This is a genomic window from Bacillus sp. SORGH_AS_0510, assembly GCF_030818775.1.
In the GTDB taxonomy this organism is placed as follows: Bacteria; Bacillota; Bacilli; order Bacillales; family Cytobacillaceae; genus Neobacillus.
The window spans coordinates 110738-135000 of record NZ_JAUTAU010000001.1 but is presented as its reverse complement, the minus strand read 5'-3'; the positions used below and the strand labels follow the sequence as shown (position 1 = coordinate 135000).

Annotated in this window: 24 protein-coding genes and 2 other annotated features; all 24 genes read left to right on the top strand. The window is 40.5% G+C overall.

Features of this window, described 5'->3' with window-relative positions; genetic code table 11:
- The first annotated feature begins 22 nt into the window (after positions 1 to 22).
- The 24 genes from mcsA to rpoB all read left to right on the top strand — a co-directional run bounded on the left by mcsA (position 23) and on the right by rpoB (position 24223).
- Complete coding sequence (mcsA, locus tag QE429_RS00795; protein ID WP_307282896.1) at positions 23 to 568, top strand: protein-arginine kinase activator protein McsA; 546 nt, start codon at positions 23 to 25, stop codon at positions 566 to 568.
- Position 569: 1 nt separating this feature from the next.
- The gene (gene mcsB, locus QE429_RS00790; RefSeq protein ID WP_307282894.1) at positions 570 to 1640 is read left to right on the top strand and encodes a protein-arginine kinase McsB; all 1071 of its coding nucleotides are present in this window, start codon (positions 570 to 572) and stop codon (positions 1638 to 1640) included.
- 17 nt (positions 1641 to 1657) lie between these two features.
- Positions 1658 to 4099, top strand: a complete 2442-nt coding sequence (gene clpC / locus QE429_RS00785) for an ATP-dependent protease ATP-binding subunit ClpC (protein WP_307282890.1) — start codon at positions 1658 to 1660, stop codon at positions 4097 to 4099.
- Positions 4100 to 4217: 118 nt separating this feature from the next.
- Complete coding sequence (gene radA, locus QE429_RS00780; RefSeq protein WP_307282888.1) at positions 4218 to 5600, top strand: DNA repair protein RadA; 1383 nt, start codon at positions 4218 to 4220, stop codon at positions 5598 to 5600.
- Positions 5601 to 5603: 3 nt separating this feature from the next.
- A complete protein-coding gene (gene disA, locus QE429_RS00775; RefSeq protein WP_307282885.1) occupies positions 5604 to 6677 on the top strand; it encodes a DNA integrity scanning diadenylate cyclase DisA in 1074 nt (357 codons plus the stop codon).
- A 189-nt stretch (positions 6678 to 6866) separates the two neighbouring features.
- Entirely contained in the window at positions 6867 to 7955 is a 1089-nt protein-coding gene (locus tag QE429_RS00770) for a PIN/TRAM domain-containing protein (protein WP_307282882.1), read from the top strand.
- A gap of 31 nt (positions 7956 to 7986) precedes the next feature.
- On the top strand, positions 7987 to 8679 hold the full coding sequence (ispD, locus tag QE429_RS00765; RefSeq protein ID WP_307282880.1) for a 2-C-methyl-D-erythritol 4-phosphate cytidylyltransferase: 693 nt from the start codon (positions 7987 to 7989) through the stop codon (positions 8677 to 8679).
- The gene (gene ispF / locus QE429_RS00760; RefSeq protein WP_307282878.1) at positions 8679 to 9161 is read left to right on the top strand and encodes a 2-C-methyl-D-erythritol 2,4-cyclodiphosphate synthase; all 483 of its coding nucleotides are present in this window, start codon (positions 8679 to 8681) and stop codon (positions 9159 to 9161) included. Before ispD ends, ispF begins: the two co-directional genes overlap by 1 nt.
- Positions 9162 to 9469: 308 nt before the next feature.
- On the top strand, positions 9470 to 10927 hold the full coding sequence (gene gltX, locus QE429_RS00755; protein WP_307282875.1) for a glutamate--tRNA ligase: 1458 nt from the start codon (positions 9470 to 9472) through the stop codon (positions 10925 to 10927).
- Between the two features lie 48 nt (positions 10928 to 10975).
- Positions 10976 to 11239, top strand: a binding site (T-box leader).
- Between the two features lie 222 nt (positions 11240 to 11461).
- Positions 11462 to 12136, top strand: coding sequence for a serine O-acetyltransferase (gene cysE / locus QE429_RS00750; protein ID WP_307290696.1), 675 nt, complete (start codon positions 11462 to 11464; stop codon positions 12134 to 12136).
- Positions 12117 to 13514, top strand: coding sequence for a cysteine--tRNA ligase (gene cysS / locus QE429_RS00745; protein WP_307282873.1), 1398 nt, complete (start codon positions 12117 to 12119; stop codon positions 13512 to 13514). The genes cysE and cysS overlap by 20 nt, the downstream gene beginning before the upstream one ends.
- A 3-nt stretch (positions 13515 to 13517) precedes the next feature.
- Positions 13518 to 13943, top strand: a complete 426-nt coding sequence (locus QE429_RS00740; RefSeq protein ID WP_307282870.1) for a Mini-ribonuclease 3 — start codon at positions 13518 to 13520, stop codon at positions 13941 to 13943.
- On the top strand, positions 13940 to 14683 hold the full coding sequence (gene rlmB, locus QE429_RS00735; RefSeq protein WP_307282867.1) for a 23S rRNA (guanosine(2251)-2'-O)-methyltransferase RlmB: 744 nt from the start codon (positions 13940 to 13942) through the stop codon (positions 14681 to 14683). Before QE429_RS00740 ends, rlmB begins: the two co-directional genes overlap by 4 nt.
- Positions 14684 to 14687: 4 nt before the next feature.
- Positions 14688 to 15197: an NYN domain-containing protein gene (locus QE429_RS00730; protein WP_307282865.1), complete on the top strand. Its 510-nt coding sequence runs from the start codon at positions 14688 to 14690 to the stop codon at positions 15195 to 15197.
- 69 nt (positions 15198 to 15266) lie between these two features.
- Positions 15267 to 15917 carry an RNA polymerase sporulation sigma factor SigH gene (gene sigH, locus QE429_RS00725; RefSeq protein WP_335544677.1) on the top strand — a complete coding sequence of 217 codons (651 nt, stop codon included), beginning with the start codon at positions 15267 to 15269 and terminating at the stop codon, positions 15915 to 15917.
- 117 nt (positions 15918 to 16034) lie between these two features.
- Positions 16035 to 16181: a 50S ribosomal protein L33 gene (rpmG, locus tag QE429_RS00720; RefSeq protein ID WP_307282861.1), complete on the top strand. Its 147-nt coding sequence runs from the start codon at positions 16035 to 16037 to the stop codon at positions 16179 to 16181.
- Positions 16182 to 16229: 48 nt separating this feature from the next.
- On the top strand, positions 16230 to 16412 hold the full coding sequence (secE, locus tag QE429_RS00715; RefSeq protein ID WP_307282859.1) for a preprotein translocase subunit SecE: 183 nt from the start codon (positions 16230 to 16232) through the stop codon (positions 16410 to 16412).
- Positions 16413 to 16550: 138 nt separating this feature from the next.
- Positions 16551 to 17084, top strand: a complete 534-nt coding sequence (gene nusG / locus QE429_RS00710) for a transcription termination/antitermination protein NusG (protein ID WP_307282855.1) — start codon at positions 16551 to 16553, stop codon at positions 17082 to 17084.
- Positions 17085 to 17305: 221 nt separating this feature from the next.
- Entirely contained in the window at positions 17306 to 17731 is a 426-nt protein-coding gene (gene rplK / locus QE429_RS00705; protein ID WP_043931588.1) for a 50S ribosomal protein L11, read from the top strand.
- A gap of 98 nt (positions 17732 to 17829) precedes the next feature.
- On the top strand, positions 17830 to 18528 hold the full coding sequence (rplA, locus tag QE429_RS00700; protein ID WP_307282851.1) for a 50S ribosomal protein L1: 699 nt from the start codon (positions 17830 to 17832) through the stop codon (positions 18526 to 18528).
- 54 nt (positions 18529 to 18582) lie between these two features.
- Positions 18583 to 18728: a sequence feature (ribosomal protein L10 leader region), on the top strand.
- A 33-nt stretch (positions 18729 to 18761) separates the two neighbouring features.
- Positions 18762 to 19262 (top strand): 50S ribosomal protein L10, encoded by a 501-nt coding sequence (rplJ, locus tag QE429_RS00695; protein WP_307282849.1) that lies wholly within the window; start codon positions 18762 to 18764, stop codon positions 19260 to 19262.
- 59 nt (positions 19263 to 19321) lie between these two features.
- Positions 19322 to 19684, top strand: coding sequence for a 50S ribosomal protein L7/L12 (gene rplL / locus QE429_RS00690; RefSeq protein ID WP_283921055.1), 363 nt, complete (start codon positions 19322 to 19324; stop codon positions 19682 to 19684).
- Positions 19685 to 19804: 120 nt separating this feature from the next.
- Complete coding sequence (locus QE429_RS00685; protein WP_307282844.1) at positions 19805 to 20404, top strand: class I SAM-dependent methyltransferase; 600 nt, start codon at positions 19805 to 19807, stop codon at positions 20402 to 20404.
- Positions 20405 to 20662: 258 nt separating this feature from the next.
- Positions 20663 to 24223, top strand: coding sequence for a DNA-directed RNA polymerase subunit beta (gene rpoB / locus QE429_RS00680; protein ID WP_307282841.1), 3561 nt, complete (start codon positions 20663 to 20665; stop codon positions 24221 to 24223).
- Positions 24224 to 24263 lie beyond the last annotated feature (40 nt).

Genomic DNA, 24263 nt, shown 5'->3' with positions numbered 1-24263 from the left:
ATGCTGCTGGAGAGGTGAAAATATGATTTGCCAAGAATGTAATCAAAGACCTGCAGCACTTCATTTTACAAAAATCATAAATGGCGAAAAAACCGAAGTGCATCTTTGTGAGAAATGTGCTCAGGAAAAGGGCGAAATGTTTATGATTAGTGGAGAGTCAGGATTTGCCTTTAATAACTTATTAGCAGGCCTGCTCAATATGGATTCTTTTCAAAAGCCTAATCAAAGCCCTTTTCATCAAGAAGAAATCCTTCAATGTGAGCACTGTTCCATGACATTTCCACAATTTTTAAAAGTAGGGCGCTTTGGATGTGCCCATTGCTATGAAACATTTAAAGAACAATTAAAACCTGTCTTAAGGCGTTTGCATAGCGGGAACTCGAATCATATTGGGAAAATACCAAAACGAATTGGCGGCAGCATTTTTCTTCGTAAGCAAATAGATGAATTGAAAACCGACTTACGAACTGCTATCTCCCAAGAAGAGTTTGAGAGGGCGGCAGAGATTCGCGATGAGATTCGCACATTAGAGAAACAATTACATGGAAGCGAAGAGGGAGGGGAATAACGTGTCGCTTGAACGATTTCTTAATCAAGCTGTTAGTTCCTGGATGAGCGAAGAGGGACCTGATTCAGATATAGTCCTTAGTTCACGGATTCGCTTAGCCCGAAACTTTGACGCATTTAAATTTCCGACACTTTTTTCACATGAAGAAGCAAAAATGATTATAGAAAATATGGAGGGAATTTTTCAAGAGTCACCATTACAAAAGTTCGGTCAGATGGAACTGTTGAAAATTGATGCTATGCAGCCTCTCCAAAAAAGAGTATTGGTAGAAAAGCATTTAATTAGTCCACATCTGGCAGAGGATTCACCATATGGTGCCGTTCTTTTAACCGAAAATGAAGAAGTTAGTATAATGATAAATGAAGAGGATCATATTCGGATTCAATGCTTATTTCCAGGCTTACAACTATCTGAGGCACTAGATGCAGCAAATGAAATAGATGACTGGCTGGAAAGTAATATACAATATGCCTTTGAAGAGCAGTATGGTTATTTAACAAGTTGTCCTACTAATGTCGGAACCGGTCTACGGGCTTCGGTGATGATGCATTTACCGGGGTTAATTCTCACACAGCAAATCAATCGAATTATTCCGGCAATCAACCAATTGGGGCTTGTTGTGAGAGGAATTTATGGTGAGGGAAGCGAAGCTTTAGGAAATATTTTTCAAATCTCTAACCAAATTACCCTGGGAAAATCAGAAGAAGATATCTGCCGCGACCTAAAAGGGGTTGTCAGTCAGCTCATTTCTCAAGAAAGGTCTGCTAGAGAAGCATTACGGAAAACTTCGAACATACAATTAGAAGACAGAGTATTCCGCTCGCTAGGAGTTTTGACGAATAGCCGTATTATCGAAACGAAGGAAGCAGCAAGATGTTTATCCGATGTAAGGCTTGGTATTGATATGGGTCTTATAGAGAATATGCCGAAATCGATTTTAAATGAATTAATGATTTTAACCCAACCGGGTTTTCTTCAGCAATATGCTGGAGGTCCTTTAAGACCTCATGAAAGAGATATTAGGAGAGCAGCATTAATCAGAGAACGTCTTAAAATGGAACAGCAAAAATAGGTGAGGAGGAAGAGAATATGATGTTCGGCCGTTTTACTGAAAGGGCACAAAAGGTTCTTGCACTAGCACAAGAGGAAGCGATTCGCCTTGGACACAATAACATTGGAACAGAGCATATTTTGCTAGGTTTGGTTCGAGAAGGTGAAGGAATCGCTGCAAAGGCACTTTATGGTCTTGGATTAGGTTCTGATAAAATTCAGAAGGAAGTAGAAAATTTAATTGGCAAAGGACAAGAAACTTCTCAAACGATTCACTATACTCCAAGGGCGAAAAAGGTCATCGAATTATCGATGGATGAGGCACGTAAACTAGGACATTCTTATGTTGGTACAGAACATATCCTTCTAGGATTAATTCGTGAGGGCGAAGGAGTAGCTGCACGAGTTCTTAATAACTTGGGTGTGAGCTTAAACAAAGCACGCCAGCAGGTACTTCAATTATTAGGCAGCAATGAATCAGGGGGACACCAGGGTGGTGCGTCTGTTAGCGCCAATACACCAACACTTGATAGTCTTGCGAGAGATTTAACTGCTATTGCACGTGAAGGCAGCCTGGATCCTGTCATTGGACGCAGCAAAGAAATTCAACGTGTGATTGAGGTTCTTAGCCGACGTACAAAAAATAACCCAGTTTTAATTGGTGAGCCCGGGGTTGGTAAAACGGCTATTGCCGAAGGTCTTGCCCAGCAAATTGTAAACAATGAGGTTCCTGAAATCCTCCGCGATAAGCGTGTTATGACCCTGGATATGGGGACAGTGGTTGCTGGAACCAAATATCGTGGTGAATTTGAGGACCGTTTGAAAAAGGTTATGGATGAGATTCGCCAAGCAGGAAATATCATTTTATTTATTGATGAGCTCCACACGTTAATTGGAGCAGGCGGGGCTGAAGGAGCAATTGATGCGTCCAATATCTTAAAGCCGTCTCTAGCACGTGGTGAACTTCAATGTATCGGTGCTACTACTCTCGATGAATACCGTAAATACATTGAGAAAGATGCCGCACTTGAACGCCGCTTCCAGCCGATTCGCGTAGATGAACCAACAGCAGAAGAGTCCGTTCAAATTTTACAAGGATTACGTGACCGATATGAAGCACATCACCGTGTATCAATCACTGATGAAGCGATTGAGGCAGCGGTTAAGCTTTCTGATCGTTATATTTCCGACCGATTCCTTCCAGATAAAGCAATTGACTTAATTGATGAGGCCGGTTCGAAGGTCCGCCTGCGTTCCTATACGACTCCTCCTAATTTAAAAGAATTAGAGGTTAAGCTAGAGGAAGTACGCAAGGAAAAGGACGCGGCAGTTCAAAGTCAGGAGTTCGAAAAAGCTGCATCGTTAAGAGACACGGAACAGCGTCTTCGCGAACAGTTAGAAGAAACCAAGAAGACGTGGAAGGAAAAGCAAGGCAAAGAAAATAATGAGGTAACCGTTGAAGATATTGCAAGTGTTGTATCTAGCTGGACGGGTGTACCTGTTTCTAAGCTGGCGGAAACAGAAACAGCTAAGTTACTCAACTTAGAAGAATTGCTTCATTCCCGTGTCATTGGCCAAGAGGAAGCAGTCCTTGCTGTTTCTAAAGCTGTTCGTCGTGCGAGAGCAGGTTTGAAAGATCCAAAACGTCCAATCGGTTCCTTCGTCTTCCTTGGACCTACTGGGGTAGGTAAAACAGAATTAGCCCGTGCCCTTGCCGAGGCAATGTTCGGGGACGAAGATGCTATGATTCGTATTGATATGTCAGAATATATGGAGAAACACTCTACATCTAGACTTGTAGGTTCTCCTCCAGGCTATGTAGGTTATGAGGAAGGCGGTCAGTTAACCGAAAAGGTGCGCCGGAAACCATACTCTGTTATCCTGCTAGATGAGATTGAGAAGGCACATCCTGATGTGTTTAACATCCTTCTTCAAGTGCTTGAAGACGGCCGTTTAACAGATTCGAAGGGAAGAACTGTAGACTTTAGAAATACTGTTCTCATCATGACATCCAATGTTGGTGCAGAAGCCTTGAAGCGAAACAAATATGTAGGCTTTAATATCCAGGACGGTGAGCAGGATTACAAAGACATGAAGGGTAAAGTAATGGAAGAATTGAAGAAAGCCTTCCGCCCTGAATTCTTGAACCGTATTGATGAAATCATTGTATTCCATGCGTTAGAGAGAAAGCATTTGGAAGAAATCGTTACGTTGCTGTCTGATCAATTAATTAAGCGTCTAAACGAACAAAACATTTCTTTAGAGTTAACAGATGCGGCTAAGGGGAAAATTTCTCAAGAAGGCTATGACCCAGAATACGGGGCAAGACCATTGCGTAGAGCTATTCAAAAGCATATTGAAGACCGTCTTTCTGAAGAGCTGTTAAAAGGAACGCTCTTAACAGGCCAGCATGCTATAATCGATGTAGTTGATGGTGAGTTTGTTGTAAGAACAGCTGAAAAAACAAGCTTAGTTAAATAGGCTGCTTCCCCATCAAAATATTTTAGTTAGATATGACCAAGCAGAGGTACACGTGAATAAAGTCAAACCGTGTACCTCTTTTTTCATTTATTGGTTCAAAGGAAAGGTTGAAAGACAAATGGCAAAACGAAAAACAAAATTTATGTGTCAGGAGTGCGGATATGAATCTCCAAAATGGATGGGGAAATGTCCAGGCTGCGGACAATGGAACTCAATGGTTGAAGAAGTCGAAGTTACGGGTACAACAAGAAGAGGGGCGTTTGCTCACACTCCAGGCGGTTCAAACATCTTAACCAAGCCCATGCCGATTACTTCTATTGAAATGGAAAATGAACCAAGGATATTAACCGATTTGAATGAACTAAACCGTGTACTTGGCGGTGGTGTAGTAAAGGGTTCATTAGTGTTAATTGGAGGAGACCCTGGGATTGGGAAATCTACCTTGTTATTGCAAGTATCTTCCCAGTTGGCTAATAAGGGGAATCAGGTATTATACATATCTGGAGAGGAGTCGTTAAGGCAAACAAAGCTCCGCGCAGAACGGTTAGGGATCAAATCAGAAAACTTATTAGTCTACTCAGAGACTAATTTAGATGAAATTAACCGTACAATTGATAGCACTAATCCAAGCTTTGTAATTATTGACTCAATCCAAACCGTTTTTCATCCAGATGTGACATCCGCTCCAGGGAGTGTATCACAGGTTCGTGAATGTACGTCTGAATTAATGCGAATCGGAAAAACCAAAGGCATTGCTATATTTATCGTGGGTCATGTGACTAAGGAAGGTTCTATTGCGGGACCGAGACTATTAGAACACATGGTAGATACTGTGCTTTATTTTGAAGGAGAGCGCCATCATACTTATCGGATTTTAAGGGCAGTTAAAAATCGATTTGGATCCACCAATGAAATGGGTATTTTTGAAATGAAAGAATTCGGTCTTGAAGAAGTAGAAAACCCATCGGAAATATTTCTTGAAGAACGTTCCCGTGGGGCAGCCGGGTCAACCGTGGTGGCATCGATGGAGGGAACACGACCGGTCCTAGTTGAAATTCAGGCCTTAATCTCGCCGACAAGCTTTGGGAACCCGCGAAGAATGGCAACGGGTATTGATCATAACCGTGTGCCCCTGTTAATGGCCGTTTTGGAAAAAAGAGTGGGGATGCTGTTACAGAACCAGGATGCTTATTTAAAAGTGGCTGGCGGCGTCAAGTTAGATGAGCCTGCAATTGATTTAGCAGTGGCAGTAAGCATAGCTTCGAGCTTTAGGGATAAGCCTACACGACCGACTGATTGTATTATTGGGGAAGTAGGGCTAACAGGTGAAGTACGAAGGGTTTCCCGAATAGAGCAGCGTGTTCAAGAAGCAGCAAAATTAGGGTTTGAGCGTGTCATCTTACCTGAAAACAATCTAGGTGGCTGGAAGGCCCCAAAAGGAGTTCAGCTAATAGGCGTTTCTTCCGTTGGTCAGGCACTTCAAGCAGCATTGGGAGGGTAGCAGATGGAAAATAAAAAGCTTGGTGAACAAACGATAAATGAGGTCTTACAGTTTATTGCACCAGGAACCCCTATACGCGAGGGGATTGATAATGTACTACGAGCTAATACAGGTGGACTGATTGTTGTAGGCTACAACGACAAGGTAAAGAGTATTGTGGATGGTGGGTTTGAAATTAATTGCCCCTTCTCACCAAGCTTTTTATATGAATTGGCCAAAATGGACGGAGCCATCATCTTAAATGAATTAGGTAATAAAATTCTTTTTGCTAATGCCCAGCTTGCTCCGAATTCTGAAATTTCGTCTACGGAAACAGGGATGAGGCATCGGACAGCTGAGCGCGTGGCTAGACAAACAAAGTCCCTTGTTATTGCTATTTCCCAAAGGAGAAATGTTATTACCCTGTATCAAGGGAATTTCCGGTATTCGTTAAAAGATATTTCGGTGATTTTAACGAAAGCCAATCAGGCCATCCAGACGCTAGAAAAGTATAAAGTTGTTATACAGCATAGTATAACTAACCTAAGTATTTTAGAATTTGAAGAATCGGTCACCTATAACGACTTTCTACTAGTCCTGCATCGTTTCGAAATGGTGTTAAAGATTAAGAATGAATTATTAACATATTTGCATGAACTAGGTACAGAAGGACGGCTCATTCGTTTACAAATGAATGAAATATTAACAGAGTTAGAAGATGAAATACATTTGATTATTAAGGATTATGCATGTGAACGAGAGGTTAAGGCACGGGAGATTCTCCAGCGAATGCAGGCGTTGACAGCAAGCGGCAACATTGAGGATGTCGTGTTGCTAAAACTTATGGGGTATCATGGATATGTACACCTTGATGAATATAAGCATCCACGCGGGTATCGCATCCTTCATAAAATTCCGAGACTGCCGTCTATTATTATTGAAAACTTAATCAGTAGTTTTGGGGAACTCTCCAAGATTATGATAGCCACAGTAGAAGAACTGGATGAGGTAGAAGGCATTGGCGAAGTCCGGGCCAAAAAGATTAGGGAAGGGTTTAAATTAGTAAAAGATCGCCTATACACCGACCGTCATCTATAGGTGCAAAGGAAGGCGCAAGTGGATTTCCAATTATTTGACATTGTATTTTGCCGGTGCTAACCTATGAGGAGTAATTCCTTTTTATCATAACAAATAGATTTCAAACGATTAACAATTTGGAAAAATAATCATCAAAATTACGTTTCAATTTTAAGAATATGTTTATAATGAATTAGAGGAGGTGAAGGAATGTTAAAACGAATTGTGCAGGCATGCTTCCTCATAATGGGAGGTACGCTTGGTATATTGTTATTACCGGAGTTGTTCAGACTTCTCCATATGAATGACATTCCACTTATAAATAACTCATATGTTACTGCTATTTTAGGTGCTATTATATTTTATCTTATTACCTTTTGGGCAGTAGATTACGTCTTTAATTTTATTAAATGGGCGGAAGATTCGTTAGTAAAAGTACCTGTAACAGATGTCCTTTTTGGTAGTTTAGGCCTCATTTTTGGTTTATTTGTCGCCTTTTTATTGGGCTTTGCGCTTAATGCTGTTCAAGTGCCAATTTTAAATGCAGTTGCTCCAATCTTACTAACCTTACTGTTTGGATATCTTGGTTTCCAGGTAGGCTTTAAAAAGCGGGATGAGCTATTAGGGTTATTCGGAAACCGTAGTCAAAAGAAAAAGGCGAACGATGAAGAAGTAGAAAAAGCTGCGGGTAAGGCAATGAAAATATTAGACACAAGCGTCATTATCGATGGGCGTGTCGCGGATATTTGTCAGACTGGATTTTTAGAAGGTACGATTGTTATTCCTCAATTCGTTCTGGAAGAATTACAGCATATTGCTGATTCTTCTGATGTACTAAAACGAAACCGTGGAAGAAGAGGTTTGGATATTTTAAATCGAATTCAAAAGGAACTCGCCATAAAGGTTGAAATTTATGAGGGGGATTTTGAAGAAATCAGTGAAGTAGACTCCAAATTAGTGAAACTAGCAAAATTAACAAATGGGATTCTTGTGACCAATGATTTTAATCTTAATAAAGTGTGTGAATTGCAGAACGTTTCTGTTTTAAATATTAATGATTTAGCCAACGCTGTAAAACCTGTAGTCCTTCCAGGCGAAGAGTTGACAGTTCAGGTGATTAAGGACGGTAAGGAGTATCACCAAGGCGTTGCCTATTTAGACGATGGAACGATGATCGTGGTAGAAGAAGGAAGAGAATACATCGGTAAGAGAATTGAAGTTCTAGTAACTAGCGTGCTTCAAACATCAGCCGGCCGTATGATCTTTGCCAAACCAAAGTTGTTAGAGAAGGCACTATAACAGAAAAGCATATACAGAGTGGGGTTTTTTTATGACTTACCAAGTCATTATCCCGGCGGCAGGCCAGGGAAAAAGAATGGGAGCAGGAAAGAATAAGCTTTTGTTAGAACTTAATGGAATACCTGTGCTCATCCATACCTTAAAGGTATTCGAAGAGGATGAAGCATGCACGGGGATCATTCTAGCGATTCATCCTCAGGATGAAATAGAATTTAAAGGATTGCTAAATAAGTATAACGTAACGAAGGTCATCAGCTTGGTGCCAGGTGGAGATGAACGTCAGCATAGCATTTATAATGCCCTCCGAACAGTAAAAACGAGTGGAATTATCCTTGTTCATGATGCAGCCCGTCCTTTTATTCAAAAAGGACAAATCCACCGTTTAACTGAGAAAGCATCTGGTACAGGTGCAGCCATTATTGGAGTACCTGCTAAAGACACTATGAAAAAGGTTAAAAATGGTATCGTAGTGGAAACCGTCGAACGTTCAAGCTTGTGGGCTGTACAAACCCCACAAGCTTTTCGTATTTCGTTATTGCTCGAGGCTTACGAAAAAGCAGACACGGATTCCTATATTGGGACAGATGATGCAAGCCTGGTAGAAAGGCTGAATCATCCAGTTGCTATAGTAGAAGGCGATTACGATAATATTAAATTAACTACACCAGAAGATTTGTATTTCGCTGAAGCGATTTTGAAAAAGAGAGAAAAGGAGTTTTGTTGATGTTTCGAATAGGCCAGGGATTTGATGTACACCAACTAACAGAGGGCCGTCCGCTTATCATAGGTGGAATTACTATTCCATATGAAAAAGGACTTTTAGGTCATTCTGATGCAGATGTATTATTACATACGGTATCCGATGCGTGCCTAGGTGCCATAGGGGAAGGGGATATCGGCAAGCATTTCCCTGATACTGACCCAGATTTTAAAGATGCAGATTCTGCAAAACTAATGGCACATGTTTGGCAGTTAGTCAAAGACAAAGGGTACGAACTAGTGAATGCGGACTGCACGATTATCGCGCAAAAACCAAAGATGGCACCATACATTGAGCAAATGCGTGTGCGGATTGCTGAATTATTGGAAGCCTCACCAGATCAAGTGAATGTAAAGGCAACGACAACAGAAAAGCTAGGCTTTACTGGCAGAGGAGAAGGAATTGCTTCCCAAGCAGTAGTATTATTAAAAAAGGTAAATGAATAGTTCTTTATTGATATATTCAGAAGGTATAAGATTCAACTTCGAGAATTGTCCAGCTCCAGCGCCTAGCCAGTTTTCGTCCTGAATATTCTACCTTGAGTATCTTGTAACAATCATAGCTTGATAAAGCGATGATTGTTACAGCTCTGGTCAAATAACCTTCGGCAATAAAAGTCAAAAGGCGGACTTTTTTTGCCGAAGAACATTTGCCTGTCGGGGCTGACCAAGGCGCTTGCTCTTTTCTTATAAACTATACAGTGATAAAATAGTCAATTGAAACTATATTATTTAAGCACGGAGGCCATGTAAAAATGTCAAACGAAGTTCGTGTAAGATACGCTCCAAGTCCAACTGGACATTTACATATTGGAAATGCCCGTACCGCGTTATTCAATTACTTGTTTGCACGTAGCAATCAAGGGAAATTTATTATTCGAATTGAAGATACGGATAAGAAGCGGAATATTGAAGGCGGAGAAGAAAGCCAACTTAAATATTTAAAATGGCTTGGCATGGATTGGGATGAGAGTGTCGATGTCGGAGGAGAATACGGTCCGTATCGCCAATCTGAAAGAAATGATATTTATGAAACATATTACAATCAATTATTAGAGAGCGGCCAGGCATATAAGTGTTATTGTACGGAAGAAGAGCTGGAAGCAGAGCGTGAAGCGCAAACCGAAAGAGGAGAAACACCTCAATATTCCGGCAAGTGCCGTCATCTGACGCTAGAAGACCGTCAGCGTTTAGAAAGTGAAGGCCGTCAGCCGAGCATTCGTATTGCTGTTCCTGAAGGAAAAACCTATACCTTTGATGATATGGTAAAAGGGACTGTTTCCTTTGAATCAGAGGGTATGGGTGACTGGGTAATTATTAAAAAGGATGGAACGCCAACTTATAACTTTGCAGTAACCGTCGATGATTACCTAATGAAAATTTCACATGTGCTTCGTGGAGATGACCATATCTCTAACACACCAAAACAGTTAATGGTGTATGAAGCATTGGGCTGGGAAGCTCCAATTTTTGGGCACATGACATTAATTGTGAATGAGAGCCGTAAGAAGCTAAGTAAAAGGGATGAGTCGATTATTCAATTCATTGAGCAATATGAAGAATTGGGTTACCTTCCAGAAGCATTATTTAACTTTATTACCCTGCTTGGGTGGTCACCTGCTGGTGAAGAAGAAATTTTTTCTAAAGAAGAGTTCATTGAAATTTTTGATGCAACTAGACTTTCCAAGTCACCTGCTTTATTCGATAAGCAAAAGCTTACTTGGATGAACAACCAATACATGAAAAAGGTAGAGCTGGATAGGGTGGTTGAACTGTCCGTACCTCATTTAGTCAAAGCTGGACGAATCAGTGAGAATATGACGGATGAACAGCATGAGTGGGTAAGAGGCCTAGTTGCTCTTTTACAAGAAAAAATGAGCTTTGGTGCTGAGATTGTGGAACTGTCTGACATGTTCTTTAAGGATGAGGCTGTATACGAAGAAGATGCAAAGGAAATTCTAACAGGAGAACAAGTTCCTGAAGTGTTACAAGCATTTTCCTCTGAGTTAGATCAATTAGACAGCTTCAAGGCAGACGGAATAAAAGCAGCGATGAAAGCTGTTCAAAAGTCTACAGGCCAAAAAGGAAAAAATCTTTTCATGCCAATTCGTGCAGCTGTAACAGGACAGACTCATGGACCAGACCTTCCACAAGCGATTGAGCTTTTAGGGAAACAAAAAGTCCAAATGAGAATTAATCAAATTATTGGTTAACATTGAGAAAAAAATGTAATATAGTAAGTATAAATAAATTGAATATTTTTTAAAGCGTAGAAGAGGAAAAGTAAAAAAATGATGCTTTTAAGAGAGAACCATCACCGGCTGAAAGTGGTTTAGGCCCCTCATTTTTTGAAGTGCCCCTCGGAGCCCCGTTTCGAATGAGTCAACTCTAGTAGATACGGGCGGAATCATCCGTTAACAAGTAAGAGTGAGGCAACAAATAGCTCTACTGCAATTCTCATACAGGGGAAGTGTAGGTAAAGTGACTGCCTAATCAGAGTGGAACCACGCACAAGCGTCTCTGTCGTAACGACAGGGGCGCTTTTTTACATTCTTTGAGAGTGAAGAACCAATTCGAGAATTGTCTAGCTCCAGCGCCTAGCCCCTCGGGTCAAATAACCTTCAGCAATAAAAGTCAAAGAGCAACTTTTCTTGCCGAAGAACATTTAACTGTCGGGGCTGACCAAGGCGCTTACGCTTTTCTAATTTTCTTAAAAGATAGAGCTAAACTAAGGGGGAGTAATGGCAATGTTCAAAATGATGAAAGAAGATATTGAAGTTGTTTTTGAACAAGATCCTGCAGCAAGAAGTTATTTAGAAGTTATCTTAACATACTCAGGTTTACATGCCATTTGGGCTCATCGGCTTGCACATGCATTTTTTAAGAAAAAGTTATTTTTCGTTGCCAGGGTTATATCTCAAGTAAGCCGGTTCTTTACGGGAATTGAAATTCACCCTGGGGCAAAAATAGGCAGAAGATTTTTTATCGACCATGGCATGGGAGTTGTGATTGGGGAAACATGCGAAATTGGTGATAATGTAACCGTGTTTCAAGGTGTTACCCTTGGAGGAACGGGTAAGGAGAAAGGGAAACGTCATCCAACGATTAAGGATAATGCCCTCATCGCAACAGGTGCAAAAGTGCTCGGTTCCATTACAATCGGTGAGAACTCGAAGATTGGTGCCGGTTCTGTTGTCTTAAAGGAAGTGCCGCCAAACTCTACAGTGGTTGGGGTTCCTGGAAGAGTGGTCATTCAGGATGGGAAAAGAATCAAAAAGGATAAGGATTTAAATCATTGTGATTTGCCAGACCCAGTTGCTGATCGCTTAAAAGAAATGGAAAACGAACTTGCTATATTAAAACAGGAATTAGACGGAATTAGAAAAGAAAGGATCGAAGTAAATGGCCATTCAAATTTATAATACACTGTCTCGGAAAAAAGAAACATTCGTACCGCTAGAAGAAGGAAAAGTAAAAATGTATGTATGCGGTCCGACGGTTTATAATTATATTCATATAGGAAATGCGCGCCCGGCAATTGTCTTCGATACAGTGAGACGCTACTTAGAATATCGTGACTACGATGTCCATTACGTTTCGAATTTTACAGATGTCGATGATAAATTGATCCGTGCGGCCAATCAATTAGGGGAAGATGTACCGACGATTGCGGACCGATTTATTAATGCTTACTTTGAAGATGTGACGGCATTAGGTTGTGCAAAAGCAGATGTCCATCCTCGAGTAATGGAAAATATGGATATCATAATTGAATTTATCAGCCAGTTAATTGATAAAGGCTATGCCTATGAATCAGAAGGAGATGTATATTTCCGCACAAGACACTTTGATGATTACGGCAAGCTTTCGCATCAATCAATCGATGAATTGCGTGTCGGCGCGAGGATTGAAGTGGGAGATAAAAAACAAGATGACTTAGACTTTGCTCTTTGGAAAGCAGCGAAGGAAGGGGAAATCTATTGGGAAAGCCCATGGGGACTTGGAAGACCGGGCTGGCATATTGAATGCTCGGCGATGGCTAAAAAGTATCTTGGTGAGACGATTGACATTCATGCAGGAGGACAGGACTTAACCTTCCCGCATCATGAAAATGAAATTGCTCAATCGGAAGCTTTGAGTGGAAAACTTTTCTCGCGTTACTGGATGCATAACGGGTATATCAATATCGATAATGAAAAAATGTCAAAATCACTTGGGAACTTTGTATTAGTGCATGACATTATCAAAAAACATAATCCTCAGGTATTACGATTCTTTATGTTATCGGTTCATTACCGTAACCCGATTAACTATAGTGAGGAATTATTGGAAAGCACCAAGGCAGCTTTTGAACGGTTAACTACTTCATATCAGAATTTACAGCATAGAAGAGAGGCAAGCACAGATTTAACCGATAATAATCAAGAGTGGCTGGATAAAATTGCGGCAGCAAAGGATCAGTTTATTGAAGCGATGGATGATGACTTTAATACTGCAAAAGCAATCTCTGTCTTATTCGATCTATCTAAATTAGCGAATTATTATCTTTTAGAGAAAAATACAGCGACGGCGGTCATTGATGCTTTCACAGCGCAATTCCAAGAGTTATTCCAGGTATTAGGGCTAACATTGGGAAGTGAAGAATTGTTGGACGAAGAAATCGATGCATTAATTGAAAAAAGAAATCAGGCAAGGAAGGACCGCAATTTCCAACTGTCTGACCAAATTAGAGATCAATTGAAAGAAATGAATATCATTCTAGAAGATACACCGCAGGGTACAAGATGGAAAAGAGGCTAATGCATGCTTGAGTACGAAGAAACAGTTGATGCTAAACAATTGAATAGCCTTGCACTTGCTTATATGGGAGATGCGGTCTTTGAAACGTATGTCAGACGTCACCTGCTCTTTAGCGGGAAAGTAAGACCGCATCATTTACACCGTGCCGGAACCCAGTATGTCTCGGCGAAAGCCCAATGTCACATTCTTTTTCAAATGATGGATGCACATCTGCTAACCGAAGAAGAAACGGCCGTAGTTATGCGAGGAAGAAATGCGAAATCAGGGACAGTCCCCAAAAATACGGATGTTCAAACCTATCGTTACAGCACTGCCTTTGAAGCATTGATGGGGTACTTGTTTTTACAGGGCCGGACAGAGCGTCTAGAAGAGCTTATTGAAAAAGCCTTTACCTATGTTGAAGAACAGAAAGGAGGTACAGTTGGATGAGTCAGGAATATATCGTAGGAAAAAATCCAGTCATTGAAGCCCTTAAATCAGAGAGGGATATTAATAAAATATTAATTGCTGAAGGATCGCAGCGTGGTCAAATGCAGCAAATTACCCAATTAGCTAAAGAAGCGAACGTGCTTGTTCAGTTTGTGCCAAAGAAAAAGATTGATCAAATTTCGGATGAAAACCATCAGGGAGTCCTTGCATACGTGGCTGCCTATCAATATGCAGAAATTGATGACTTATTCCAAGCGGCAGAAAAGAGAAATGAAACACCGTTCTTTTTACTGTTGGATGAAATTGAGGACCCGCATAATCTGGGATCCATCATGCGGACGGCAGATGCAGTAGGCGCACACGGTATTATCATTCCCAAGCGAAGGGCAGTTGGGCTGACTGCCACGGTTGCAAAAGCCTCAACAGGAGCGATTGAGTATATACCAGTAGCACGTGTTACCAATATGGCACGTACCATCGATGAATTAAAGGAACGAGGATTATGGATTGCTGGTACGGATGCTAAGGGAGAGTTAGATTATCGACAGTTGGATGGAACACTCCCACTTGGCTTGGTAATTGGCAGTGAAGGAAAAGGAATGGGACGACTTATTCGGGACAAATGTGATTTCCTTATCAATTTGCCAATGGTAGGAAAGGTCACCTCTCTAAATGCCTCAGTTGCAGCATCTTTGCTCATGTATGAGGTATACCGTAAACGCAATCCTCTCGAGAGGTAGTTTTATGGATATTCTGCTTGTCGACGGATATAACATTATCGGAGCCTGGCCGGAGCTAAGGGTGCTGAAGGAAAGGGATTTACCAGCTGCACGCGATCGGCTGATAGAAAGAATGGCTGAATATCAAGCGTTCTCGGGTTTTCGTGTCATTGTTGTATTTGATGCCCATTTTGTGCAAGGAACAGAAAAGAAATATAAGAACCATCAGGTAGAAGTTATTTTTACGAAAGAAAATGAAACAGCCGATGAGCGGATTGAGAAAATGGCCATTAGCCTTAGTAATCGTAAGACACAGATTCATGTAGCGACATCTGATTTTACGGAACAATGGGCCATTTTTGGACAAGGAGCCCTCAGGAAATCCGCTCGAGAGCTGCTCATTGAAATGTCGACCATAGAAAAGGGAATTGAAAAAAGCGTAAAGAAAATTCAAGAGAAAAAACCCGTATCCAAAATACCGATCAGTGAGGAACTTGCAGAAATTTTTGAAAAATGGCGCCGAGGACAGAAATGAGCGATAGACTTCAAAAATTTTCTAATGTATAATATTAGTATCTATGCTTGTTCGGTGGAGGGGATCTACTTGAGTACGGACTTCGGGACAAAGGTCAACGAACATTTTTTCGTAATGGAAGATGAGGAAATAGTCGATTTAGTGCACCAAGGTGATAGTGAGGCATTGGATTATTTAATCCATAAGTATCGTAATTTTGTACGTGCAAAAGCAAGGTCCTATTTTTTAATTGGAGCAGATAAAGAGGATATTGTTCAAGAAGGAATGATTGGGCTTTATAAGGCTATTCGTGATTTCCGTGAGGACAAGCTTACTTCCTTTAAGGCATTTGCTGAGCTGTGTATCACACGTCAGATTATTACAGCTATTAAGACCGCAACCCGGCAAAAACACATTCCGTTAAACTCTTATGTATCTTTGGACAAGCCTATATATGATGAAGAGTCCGATCGTACATTGATGGATGTCTTATCTGGTGCAAAGGTACTGGATCCGGAAGAATTGATCATTAATCAAGAAGAATTTGATCACATAGAAATTAAAATGACTGAATTATTAAGCGATTTAGAAAGAAAAGTACTGGCTCTTTATTTGGATGGTCAGTCCTATCAAGAGATCTCTGAGGAGCTAAACCGTCACGTGAAATCGATTGATAACGCCCTGCAGCGTGTAAAAAGAAAGCTGGAACGGTATTTAGAAATTCGCGAATTCTCATTATAAATTAACAAAAAGAGGAAATGGCATTCTGGTGAATCCGCTCCCAATGATATTGACTTTAAGTAGGGGTCATGTTACATTTTTGAGGATATAAAAGAAAATTGTTTGAAGGTGTCGAATATGAGTAAAAAAGTAATTCTTGCATGTGCTGATTGTGGCTCAAGGAATTATTCGACCGTCAGCAAGCAGGAACAAACAGAAAGATTAGAGTTGAAAAAGTTCTGTAAAACCTGCGCCACCCATACAATCCACCGGGAAACAAAATAATTCAGATAGATTTTTGCAGTTATTTTTTAGATTTTGGGGGTTACAGATATGAATCGCATAACGAAGTTTTTCAGTGATATTGCTCGTGAAATGAGAAAAGTAAGCTGGCCAAAGCGCAGTGAGCTAGTTCGTTCTACTGCTACTGTTTTATCGACTGTTGTTTTTTTCGCAGCATTCTTTGCTGTTCTTGATTTAGGAATTTCAAAATTGATTCGTTTAATTCTTGAATAATAAACCAACTTTCATGGTATAATGGTAAACATCAAAGGAAATTTTAGCTAAAAGCCCGTTTTGACGGGTTTTTTATTTGCTTAAAAAATAGTTTGTATTTTAAAGAAATAGGGAGGGACGGACATCTAGTCCTCTTAAATGGAAAAGAATTGGTATGTAGTTCATACTTACTCTGGTTATGAAAACAAAGTAAAAGCCAACCTTGAAAAACGTGTTGAATCAATGGGTATGGCAGATAAAATCTTCCGCGTAGTCGTTCCAGAAGAAGAAGAAACAGAAATTAAAAACGGTAAGAAAAAAGTAGTAAAGCGTAAAGTGTTCCCAGGTTACGTATTAGTTGAGATTGTTATGACAGACGATTCCTGGTATGTTGTTCGTAATACACCTGGAGTAACTGGATTCGTCGGGTCGGCTGGATCAGGATCAAAACCAACTCCGTTATTACCAGAAGAAGTAACTGTATTATTGAAACGTATGGGTGTAGAAGAAAAACGCGTCGATGTTGACTATGAAATTGGTGAAACAGTCCGCGTTAAAGAAGGCCCATTTGCAAACTTCACTGGTTCTGTTGAAGAAATGGACAAAGATAAAGCAAAACTTAAAGTTCTTGTTAATATGTTTGGCCGTGATACCCCAGTGGAGCTTGATTTTACACAGATTGAAAAACTATAATAAATATCTGTGAATGGTGTTTTTTAAAGAAAAATAATCTGATATTGTAAAAAAACTTGAAATCATTTTTAAAAAGTGGTAATATTTCATAGGTCAGTATGTCTCCAATGGAGACAAGACTTTTGTAAAGTTCTTTATGATTATAATATAAAGACTATTGTTGAGTGGGAGGGGTAAAAAACCCCATTAACCACATCACGGACTTTAAGGAGGTGTGTCTCGTGGCTAAAAAAGTAATTAAGATGGTTAAATTACAAATCCCTGCTGGTAAAGCAAACCCAGCGCCACCGGTTGGTCCTGCATTAGGTCAAGCAGGTGTTAACATTATGGGATTCTGTAAAGAATTTAACGCCCGTACAGCAGATCAAGCTGGTTTGATTATCCCTGTTGAAATCACGGTATTTGAAGACCGTTCATTTACATTTATTACGAAAACTCCTCCTGCTGCCGTTCTTTTGAAAGTAGCAGCTGGAATCCAGTCTGGTTCAGGCCAGCCTAACCGTAATAAAGTAGCAACAGTAAAGCGTGATAAAGTACGCGAGATTGCGGAACAAAAAATGCCTGACCTTAACGCAGCTAGCGTTGAAGCAGCAATGCGCATGGTTGAAGGTACTGCACGCAGCATGGGTATCGTTATCGAAGACTAATCCGTGTAACTGTTTGTAATGAGTGGGGTTGCGTTGATGCGCAACCTTTATTCGTGGGAGGTTATTCCGCTAAAACCACAATCTAGGAGGAAATAAAAATGGCTAAAAAAGGTAAAAAGTATTTAGAAGCTGCAAAGCTTGTAGATCGTTTAACAGCATACCCAATTGCAGAAGCAATTGACCTAGCAAAGAAAACTAACTTCACTAAGTTTGACGCTACTCTTGAAGTGGCTTTCCGCTTAGGTGTTGACCCTAAGAAAGCTGACCAACAAATCCGTGGTGCAGTTGTGCTTCCAAACGGAACTGGTAAAACTCAACGCGTATTAGTATTCGCGAAGGGTGAGAAAGTGAAAGAAGCAGAAGCAGCTGGCGCTGATTATGTAGGTGATTCTGAATACATCAACAAAATCCAACAAGGTTGGTTTGAATTTGATGTAATCGTAGCAACTCCTGACATGATGGGTGAAGTTGGTAAACTTGGACGTGTATTAGGACCTAAAGGCTTAATGCCAAACCCTAAAACAGGTACAGTTACATTTGATGTAACAAGAGCGATCAACGAAATCAAAGCAGGTAAAGTTGAATACCGTGTTGACAAGTCTGGTAACATTCATGTTCCAATCGGTAAAGCATCTTTCGAAAACGAAAAGCTTGTTGAAAACTTCCAAACAGTGTTTGAAACAATGCTAAAAGTTAAGCCTGCAGCTGCAAAAGGTACTTACATGAAGAACGTTACTGTTGCTTCAACTATGGGACCTGGCGTGAAGGTAGATCCTTCTTCAGTTACAGTTAAGTAATTTTTACCAATTGACATTCCGGAATGCATTTTATATAATGTATTTTGTTGTTTGATATAATAAACATTTGTACTGTAGACAGCAGGGGCTTATAGCTTAATAACCTGCCGAGGTAATGCGATAGAATTGGCTGAATTGATTCGGCTGTTGTATGCTGCCTCCATGTCGTTTGCTTGATATGGAGGCTTTTACTTGCCTGGTATAAATGTAGACAATCTACAGGAGGTGTAAAGATGAGCAGTGCAATCGAAGTAAAAAAGCAATTAGTTGACGAAATTACTGATAAGTTCAAAGCGAGTGTATCAACTGTAGTTGTTGATTACCGTGGTCTTACAGTTGCTGAAGTAACTGAACTACGTAAACAACTTCGCGAAGCTGGTGTTGAATTCAAAGTTTACAAGAATTCAATGGTACGCCGTGCTGCTGATGCTGCTGAGCTTTCTGGCTTAAATGAAGCATTAACAGGTCCTAACGCAATCGCGTTCAGTACTGAAGATGTTGTAGCACCAGCAAAAATCTTGAATGACTTTGCTAAAAAGCATGAAGCACTTGAGTTAAAAGCAGGTGTTATCGAAGGGAACGTCGCATCAGCTGAAGAAATTAAAGCTCTTGCTGACCTACCATCACGCGAAGGGTTGCTTTCTATGTTACTCAGCGTACTACAAGCACCAATTCGCAATCTTGCTCTTGCAACAAAAGCAGTTGCAGATCAAAAAGAAGAACAAGGCGCGTAAGTTAAAGCTAACAGCCTAACAAAATAAATTGTAACCAAATTTAAGGAGGAAACTTAATCATGACTAAAGAACAAATCATTGAAGCAGTTAAATCTATGACTGTTTTAGAACTTAACGATCTTGTAAAAGCAATCGAAGAAGAATTCGGCGTAACTGCTGCTGCTCCTGTAGCAATGGTAGGCGGAGCTGGTGCTGCTGCTGTTGAAGAAAAAACAGAATTCGACGTTATCCTAGCTGGCGCTGGAGACCAAAAAATCAAGGTTATCAAAGTTGTTCGTGAAATCACTGGTCTTGGTCTTAAAGAAGCAAAAGATCTTGTTGACAACACTCCAAAGCCACTTAAAGAAGGCGTTTCTAAAGAAGAAGCTGAAGCAATCAAAGCTAAGCTTGATGAAGTTGGAGCTAACGTTGAAGTTAAGTAATAACCATATAAAAAAGCTCGCTGTATAAGCGGGCTTTTTTTGGCTAATTAAAAACGGAGCTCTCGAAAAAATGGAATTCCTCGTTTTTCTTCAATATATACTCCTCAGGAGGTGAGCTTTATGTCTGAACACTACTATTCTCGTACCCAAAAGGTTGAAAGTGATCCGAAATTCTGGGATTTCACATTGAAAAACAATCTCTTCCGCTTCAAGACGGATAACGGTGTCTTTTCAAAAAGAGAAGTAGATTTTGGCTCACGTTTATTAATTGAGTCTTTTGAAATACCACAGACAGAAGGAAATGTTCTGGATGTTGGCTGTGGCTACGGTCCAATCGGCTTGTCTATCGCGAAACAGTATCCTGACCGGGTTGTTCATATGGTTGATGTGAACGAACGGGCGATTCAACTGGCGAAAGAAAATGCAATCTTAAATAAGATTGAAAATGTTGAAGTGTATGAAAGTGACAGATTGTTAAGTGTGAAAGAATCGCAATTTGCTGCCATACTAACCAACCCGCCAATTCGAGCAGGTAAAAAGACTGTGCATGAAATCTTTGAACAAAGCTACAATCATCTTGTTTCAAATGGAGAGCTGTGGGTAGTTATTCAAAAGAAGCAAGGTGCACCATCTGCCATTGAAAAATTAAAGACACTATTTTCCGACGTAGAGACTATTGACAAAACCAAAGGCTATTTTATTATAAAAGCAATAAAGTAGTTGACTTGGTATTTTCGTTGTGTTAGCATTATAAAATGCCATCATAATAATTTCCGAATTATTCCTTAAAAAATACTTATGTTTTAAGTATAAAAAGCGGATAAGAAGGAAATGATGACAAAATAATAGTCAAAATGTGAAAATGTGGTTTTTGAGTAAAAAACCCTTTTTCTTTTTGTCTAATGTGAAGGTATATTTTACCTTCCGCTAGACGTTAATAGATTTAATAAAAAACGCTTGATTTGAGGGGTGAATCAGTTGACAGGTCAACTAGTTCAGTATGGACGACACCGCCAACGAAGAAGTTACGCACGAATCAGTGAAGTTTTAGAATTACCAAATCTTATTGAAATCCAAACCTCTTCATATCAATGGTTTCTGGATGAGGGATTGCGTGAAATCTTCCAAGATATTTCACCAATTGAAGACTTTACTGGTAACCTATCACTGGAATTTATTGATTACAGCCTTGGCGATCCAAAGTATTCTGTAGAAGAATCAAAAGAACGGGACGTTACATATTCTGCTCCATTACGTGTAAAAGTACGTCTTGTAAACAAAGAAACAGGCGAAGTAAAAGATCAAGATGTATTCATGGGTGATTTCCCACTTATGACTGAAACGGGTACGTTCGTCATCAATGGAGCTGAACGCGTTATTGTTTCCCAATTAGTGCGTTCACCGAGCGTTTACTTTAGTGGAAAACTTGATAAAAATGGTAAAAAGGGTTTTACAGCGACTGTAATTCCGAACCGCGGCGCTTGGCTTGAGTATGAAACAGATGCCAAAGATGTCGTATATGTGAGAATAGATCGTACTCGGAAACTGCCCGTTACGGTTCTTTTGCGTGCATTAGGCTTCGGATCTGATCAAGAAATCATTGAATTGATCGGTGACAACGAGTACATTCGTAATACGCTAGAGAAGGATAACACGGAAGGTGTAGATAAAGCGCTCCTTGAAATCTATGAGCGTCTACGTCCAGGTGAACCGCCTACTGTAGAAAATGCGAAGAGTCTATTAGTTTCACGCTTCTTTGATCCAAAGCGCTACGACCTTGCAAATGTAGGACGCTATAAAATTAACAAGAAGCTTCATATTAAAAATCGTCTATTTAACCAACGTTTAGCAGAATCACTTGCTGATCCTGAAACAGGTGAAATTATCGCAGAAAAAGGAACAGTTCTAGATAGAAGAAACCTTGATAGAATTATTCCTGCTCTTGAAAAGAACGTTAATTTCAAAGGCTTTAATCCTGCTGGCGGTGTGGTTGAAGATGAAATCATCCTACAGGGCATCAAGATTTATGCACCTGGTGATGAGAACGAAAAAGTAATTAATGTATTGGGTAATGCCTATGTGGCAGAACCAATTAAAAATATCACTCCTGCAGATATCATTGCATCAATCAGCTATTTCTTCAACTTATTACATGGAGTAGGCGATACTGATGATATCGATCACTTAGGTAACAGACGTCTTCGTTCTGTTGGTGAATTGCTGCAAAACCAATTCCGTATTGGTTTATCCCGTATGGAACGTGTTGTTCGCGAAAGAATGTCCATTCAAGATACGGCAACAATCACACCACAACAGTTAATTAATATTCGTCCTGTTATCGCATCAATTAAAGAGTTCTTCGGAAGCTCTCAGTTATCTCAGTTCATGGATCAAACGAATCCACTTGCTGAGTTAACACATAAGCGTCGTCTATCAGCACTAGGACCTGGTGGTTTAACACGTGAGCGTGCAGGCTTTGAAGTACGTGACGTTCACTACTCTCACTATGGCCGTATGTGTCCGATTGAGACACCGGAAGGTCCGAACATCGGATTGATTAACTCACTTTCATCCTATGCAAAAGTAAACCGTTTCGGCTTTATTGAAACACCTTACCGTCGTGTAGATCCTGACACAGGCAAGGTAACAAGCCGTATCGATTACTTAACAGCGGATGAAGAAGATAACTATGTAGTAGCACAGGCGAATTCCCGTCTTGGTGATGACGGTTCGTTCATTGATGCAGATATTGTTGCACGTTTCCGCGGTGAGAACACAGTGGTAAACCGTGACCGTATCGACTACATGGATGTATCACCTAAACAGGTTGTTTCTGCGGCAACAGCTTGTATTCCATTCCTTGAAAACGATGACTCCAACCGTGCTTTGATGGGTGCGAACATGCAACGTCAAGCAGTACCTCTTATGCAGCCAGAGGCTCCAAGAGTGGGTACAGGTATGGAATATGTATCCGGAAAAGACTCCGGTGCAGCCGTTATTTGTAAGACTGACGGTATCGTGGAGCACGTAGAAGCCCGTGAAGTTTGGGTTCGTGAAATGAAAGAAGTAGATGGCCAAGAAGTAAAAGGCGATCTTAAAAAATATCGATTGTTAAAATTCATTCGTTCTAACCAAGGAACTTGTTACAACCAACGTCCGATTGTGGCTGTTGGCGACCGAGTGAAAAAAGGCGAAATTCTTGCTGATGGTCCTTCTATGGAACTTGGTGAGTTAGCGCTTGGACGTAACGTTCTAGTTGCCTTCATGACTTGGGATGGTTACAACTATGAAGATGCGATCATTATGAGTGAACGTCTTGTAAAAGATGATGTATATACATCCATTCATATTGAAGAATACGAGTCAGAATCTCGTGATACAAAGCTAGGGCCTGAAGAAATAACTCGTGATATTCCAAACGTTGGTGAAGATGCACTTCGTAACTTGGATGAACGCGGTATTATTCGTACAGGTGCGGAAGTAAAAGATGGTGACCTTCTAGTTGGTAAAGTAACACCTAAAGGTGTAACGGAATTAACGGCTGAAGAACGTCTATTACATGCAATCTTTGGAGAAAAAGCTCGTGAAGTACGTGATACATCATTACGTGTGCCACATGGCGGCGGCGGTATTGTTCATGATGTTAAAGTCTTCAATCGTGAAGATGGCGATGAACTGCCACCAGGTGTTAACCAGCTTGTCCGCGTTTATATCGTTCAGAAGCGTAAGATTCATGAAGGAGATAAAATGGCGGGTCGACATGGTAACAAAGGGGTAATCTCAAGAATTTTACCAGAAGAAGATATGCCTTATTTACCAGATGGTACACCAGTTGATATCATGTTAAACCCATTAGGGGTACCTTCACGTATGAACATCGGACAGGTGCTGGAGCTTCACCTTGGTATGGCTGCAAGAGCACTTAATATTCACGTTGCTACACCGGTATTTGATGGAGCGCGTGAGGAAGATGTTTGGGGAACAATTGAAGAAGCAGGTATGGCTCGAGATGCGAAAACTGTCTTATATGATGGCCGCTCCGGAGAACCATTCGATAACCGTGTATCCGTTGGTGTCATGTATATGATCAAACTTGCGCACATGGTTGACGATAAACTTCATGCTCGTTCAACTGGACCATACTCTCTTGTTACGCAGCAGCCACTTGGTGGTAAAGCACAATTTGGTGGACAGCGTTTCGGTGAGATGGAGGTTTGGGCACTTGAAGCTTACGGTGCTGCATATACTCTTCAAGAAATTCTTACAGTTAAGTCTGATGACGTGGTTGGTCGTGTGAAAACGTATGAAGCCATTGTCAAAGGTGAAAATGTTCCGGAACCAGGGGTTCCAGAATCATTCAAAGTATTAATCAAAGAACTTCAAAGCTTAGGTATGGATGTTAAAATCCTATCTGGTGATGAAGAAGAAATAGAAATGCGCGATATGGAAGACGAGGATGACTTACAACAAGTCGATACGTTGAACATTATCCAAGATGCTCCAAGCCTTGAATCTGAAAAAGTAGGTTCGAAAGAGTAATCAAATCAATATCTAAGCTACAGCGCACAACAAATATGTG

Excerpts from the sequence above, each read along its gene's own strand:
- mcsA (WP_307282896.1), top strand. The coding sequence starts at position 23 with ATGATTTGCCAAGAATGTAATCAAAGACCTGCAGCACTTCATTTTACA.
- clpC (WP_307282890.1), top strand. The coding sequence starts at position 1,658 with ATGATGTTCGGCCGTTTTACTGAAAGGGCACAAAAGGTTCTTGCACTA.
- radA (WP_307282888.1), top strand. The coding sequence starts at position 4,218 with ATGGCAAAACGAAAAACAAAATTTATGTGTCAGGAGTGCGGATATGAA.
- disA (WP_307282885.1), top strand. The coding sequence starts at position 5,604 with ATGGAAAATAAAAAGCTTGGTGAACAAACGATAAATGAGGTCTTACAG.
- QE429_RS00770 (WP_307282882.1), top strand. The coding sequence starts at position 6,867 with ATGTTAAAACGAATTGTGCAGGCATGCTTCCTCATAATGGGAGGTACG.
- ispD (WP_307282880.1), top strand. The coding sequence starts at position 7,987 with ATGACTTACCAAGTCATTATCCCGGCGGCAGGCCAGGGAAAAAGAATG.
- ispF (WP_307282878.1), top strand. The coding sequence starts at position 8,679 with ATGTTTCGAATAGGCCAGGGATTTGATGTACACCAACTAACAGAGGGC.
- gltX (WP_307282875.1), top strand. The coding sequence starts at position 9,470 with ATGTCAAACGAAGTTCGTGTAAGATACGCTCCAAGTCCAACTGGACAT.
- cysE (WP_307290696.1), top strand. The coding sequence starts at position 11,462 with ATGTTCAAAATGATGAAAGAAGATATTGAAGTTGTTTTTGAACAAGAT.
- cysS (WP_307282873.1), top strand. The coding sequence starts at position 12,117 with ATGGCCATTCAAATTTATAATACACTGTCTCGGAAAAAAGAAACATTC.
- QE429_RS00740 (WP_307282870.1), top strand. The coding sequence starts at position 13,518 with ATGCTTGAGTACGAAGAAACAGTTGATGCTAAACAATTGAATAGCCTT.
- rlmB (WP_307282867.1), top strand. The coding sequence starts at position 13,940 with ATGAGTCAGGAATATATCGTAGGAAAAAATCCAGTCATTGAAGCCCTT.
- QE429_RS00730 (WP_307282865.1), top strand. The coding sequence starts at position 14,688 with ATGGATATTCTGCTTGTCGACGGATATAACATTATCGGAGCCTGGCCG.
- rpmG (WP_307282861.1), top strand. The coding sequence starts at position 16,035 with ATGAGTAAAAAAGTAATTCTTGCATGTGCTGATTGTGGCTCAAGGAAT.
- secE (WP_307282859.1), top strand. The coding sequence starts at position 16,230 with ATGAATCGCATAACGAAGTTTTTCAGTGATATTGCTCGTGAAATGAGA.
- nusG (WP_307282855.1), top strand. The coding sequence starts at position 16,551 with ATGGAAAAGAATTGGTATGTAGTTCATACTTACTCTGGTTATGAAAAC.
- rplA (WP_307282851.1), top strand. The coding sequence starts at position 17,830 with ATGGCTAAAAAAGGTAAAAAGTATTTAGAAGCTGCAAAGCTTGTAGAT.
- rplJ (WP_307282849.1), top strand. The coding sequence starts at position 18,762 with ATGAGCAGTGCAATCGAAGTAAAAAAGCAATTAGTTGACGAAATTACT.
- rplL (WP_283921055.1), top strand. The coding sequence starts at position 19,322 with ATGACTAAAGAACAAATCATTGAAGCAGTTAAATCTATGACTGTTTTA.
- QE429_RS00685 (WP_307282844.1), top strand. The coding sequence starts at position 19,805 with ATGTCTGAACACTACTATTCTCGTACCCAAAAGGTTGAAAGTGATCCG.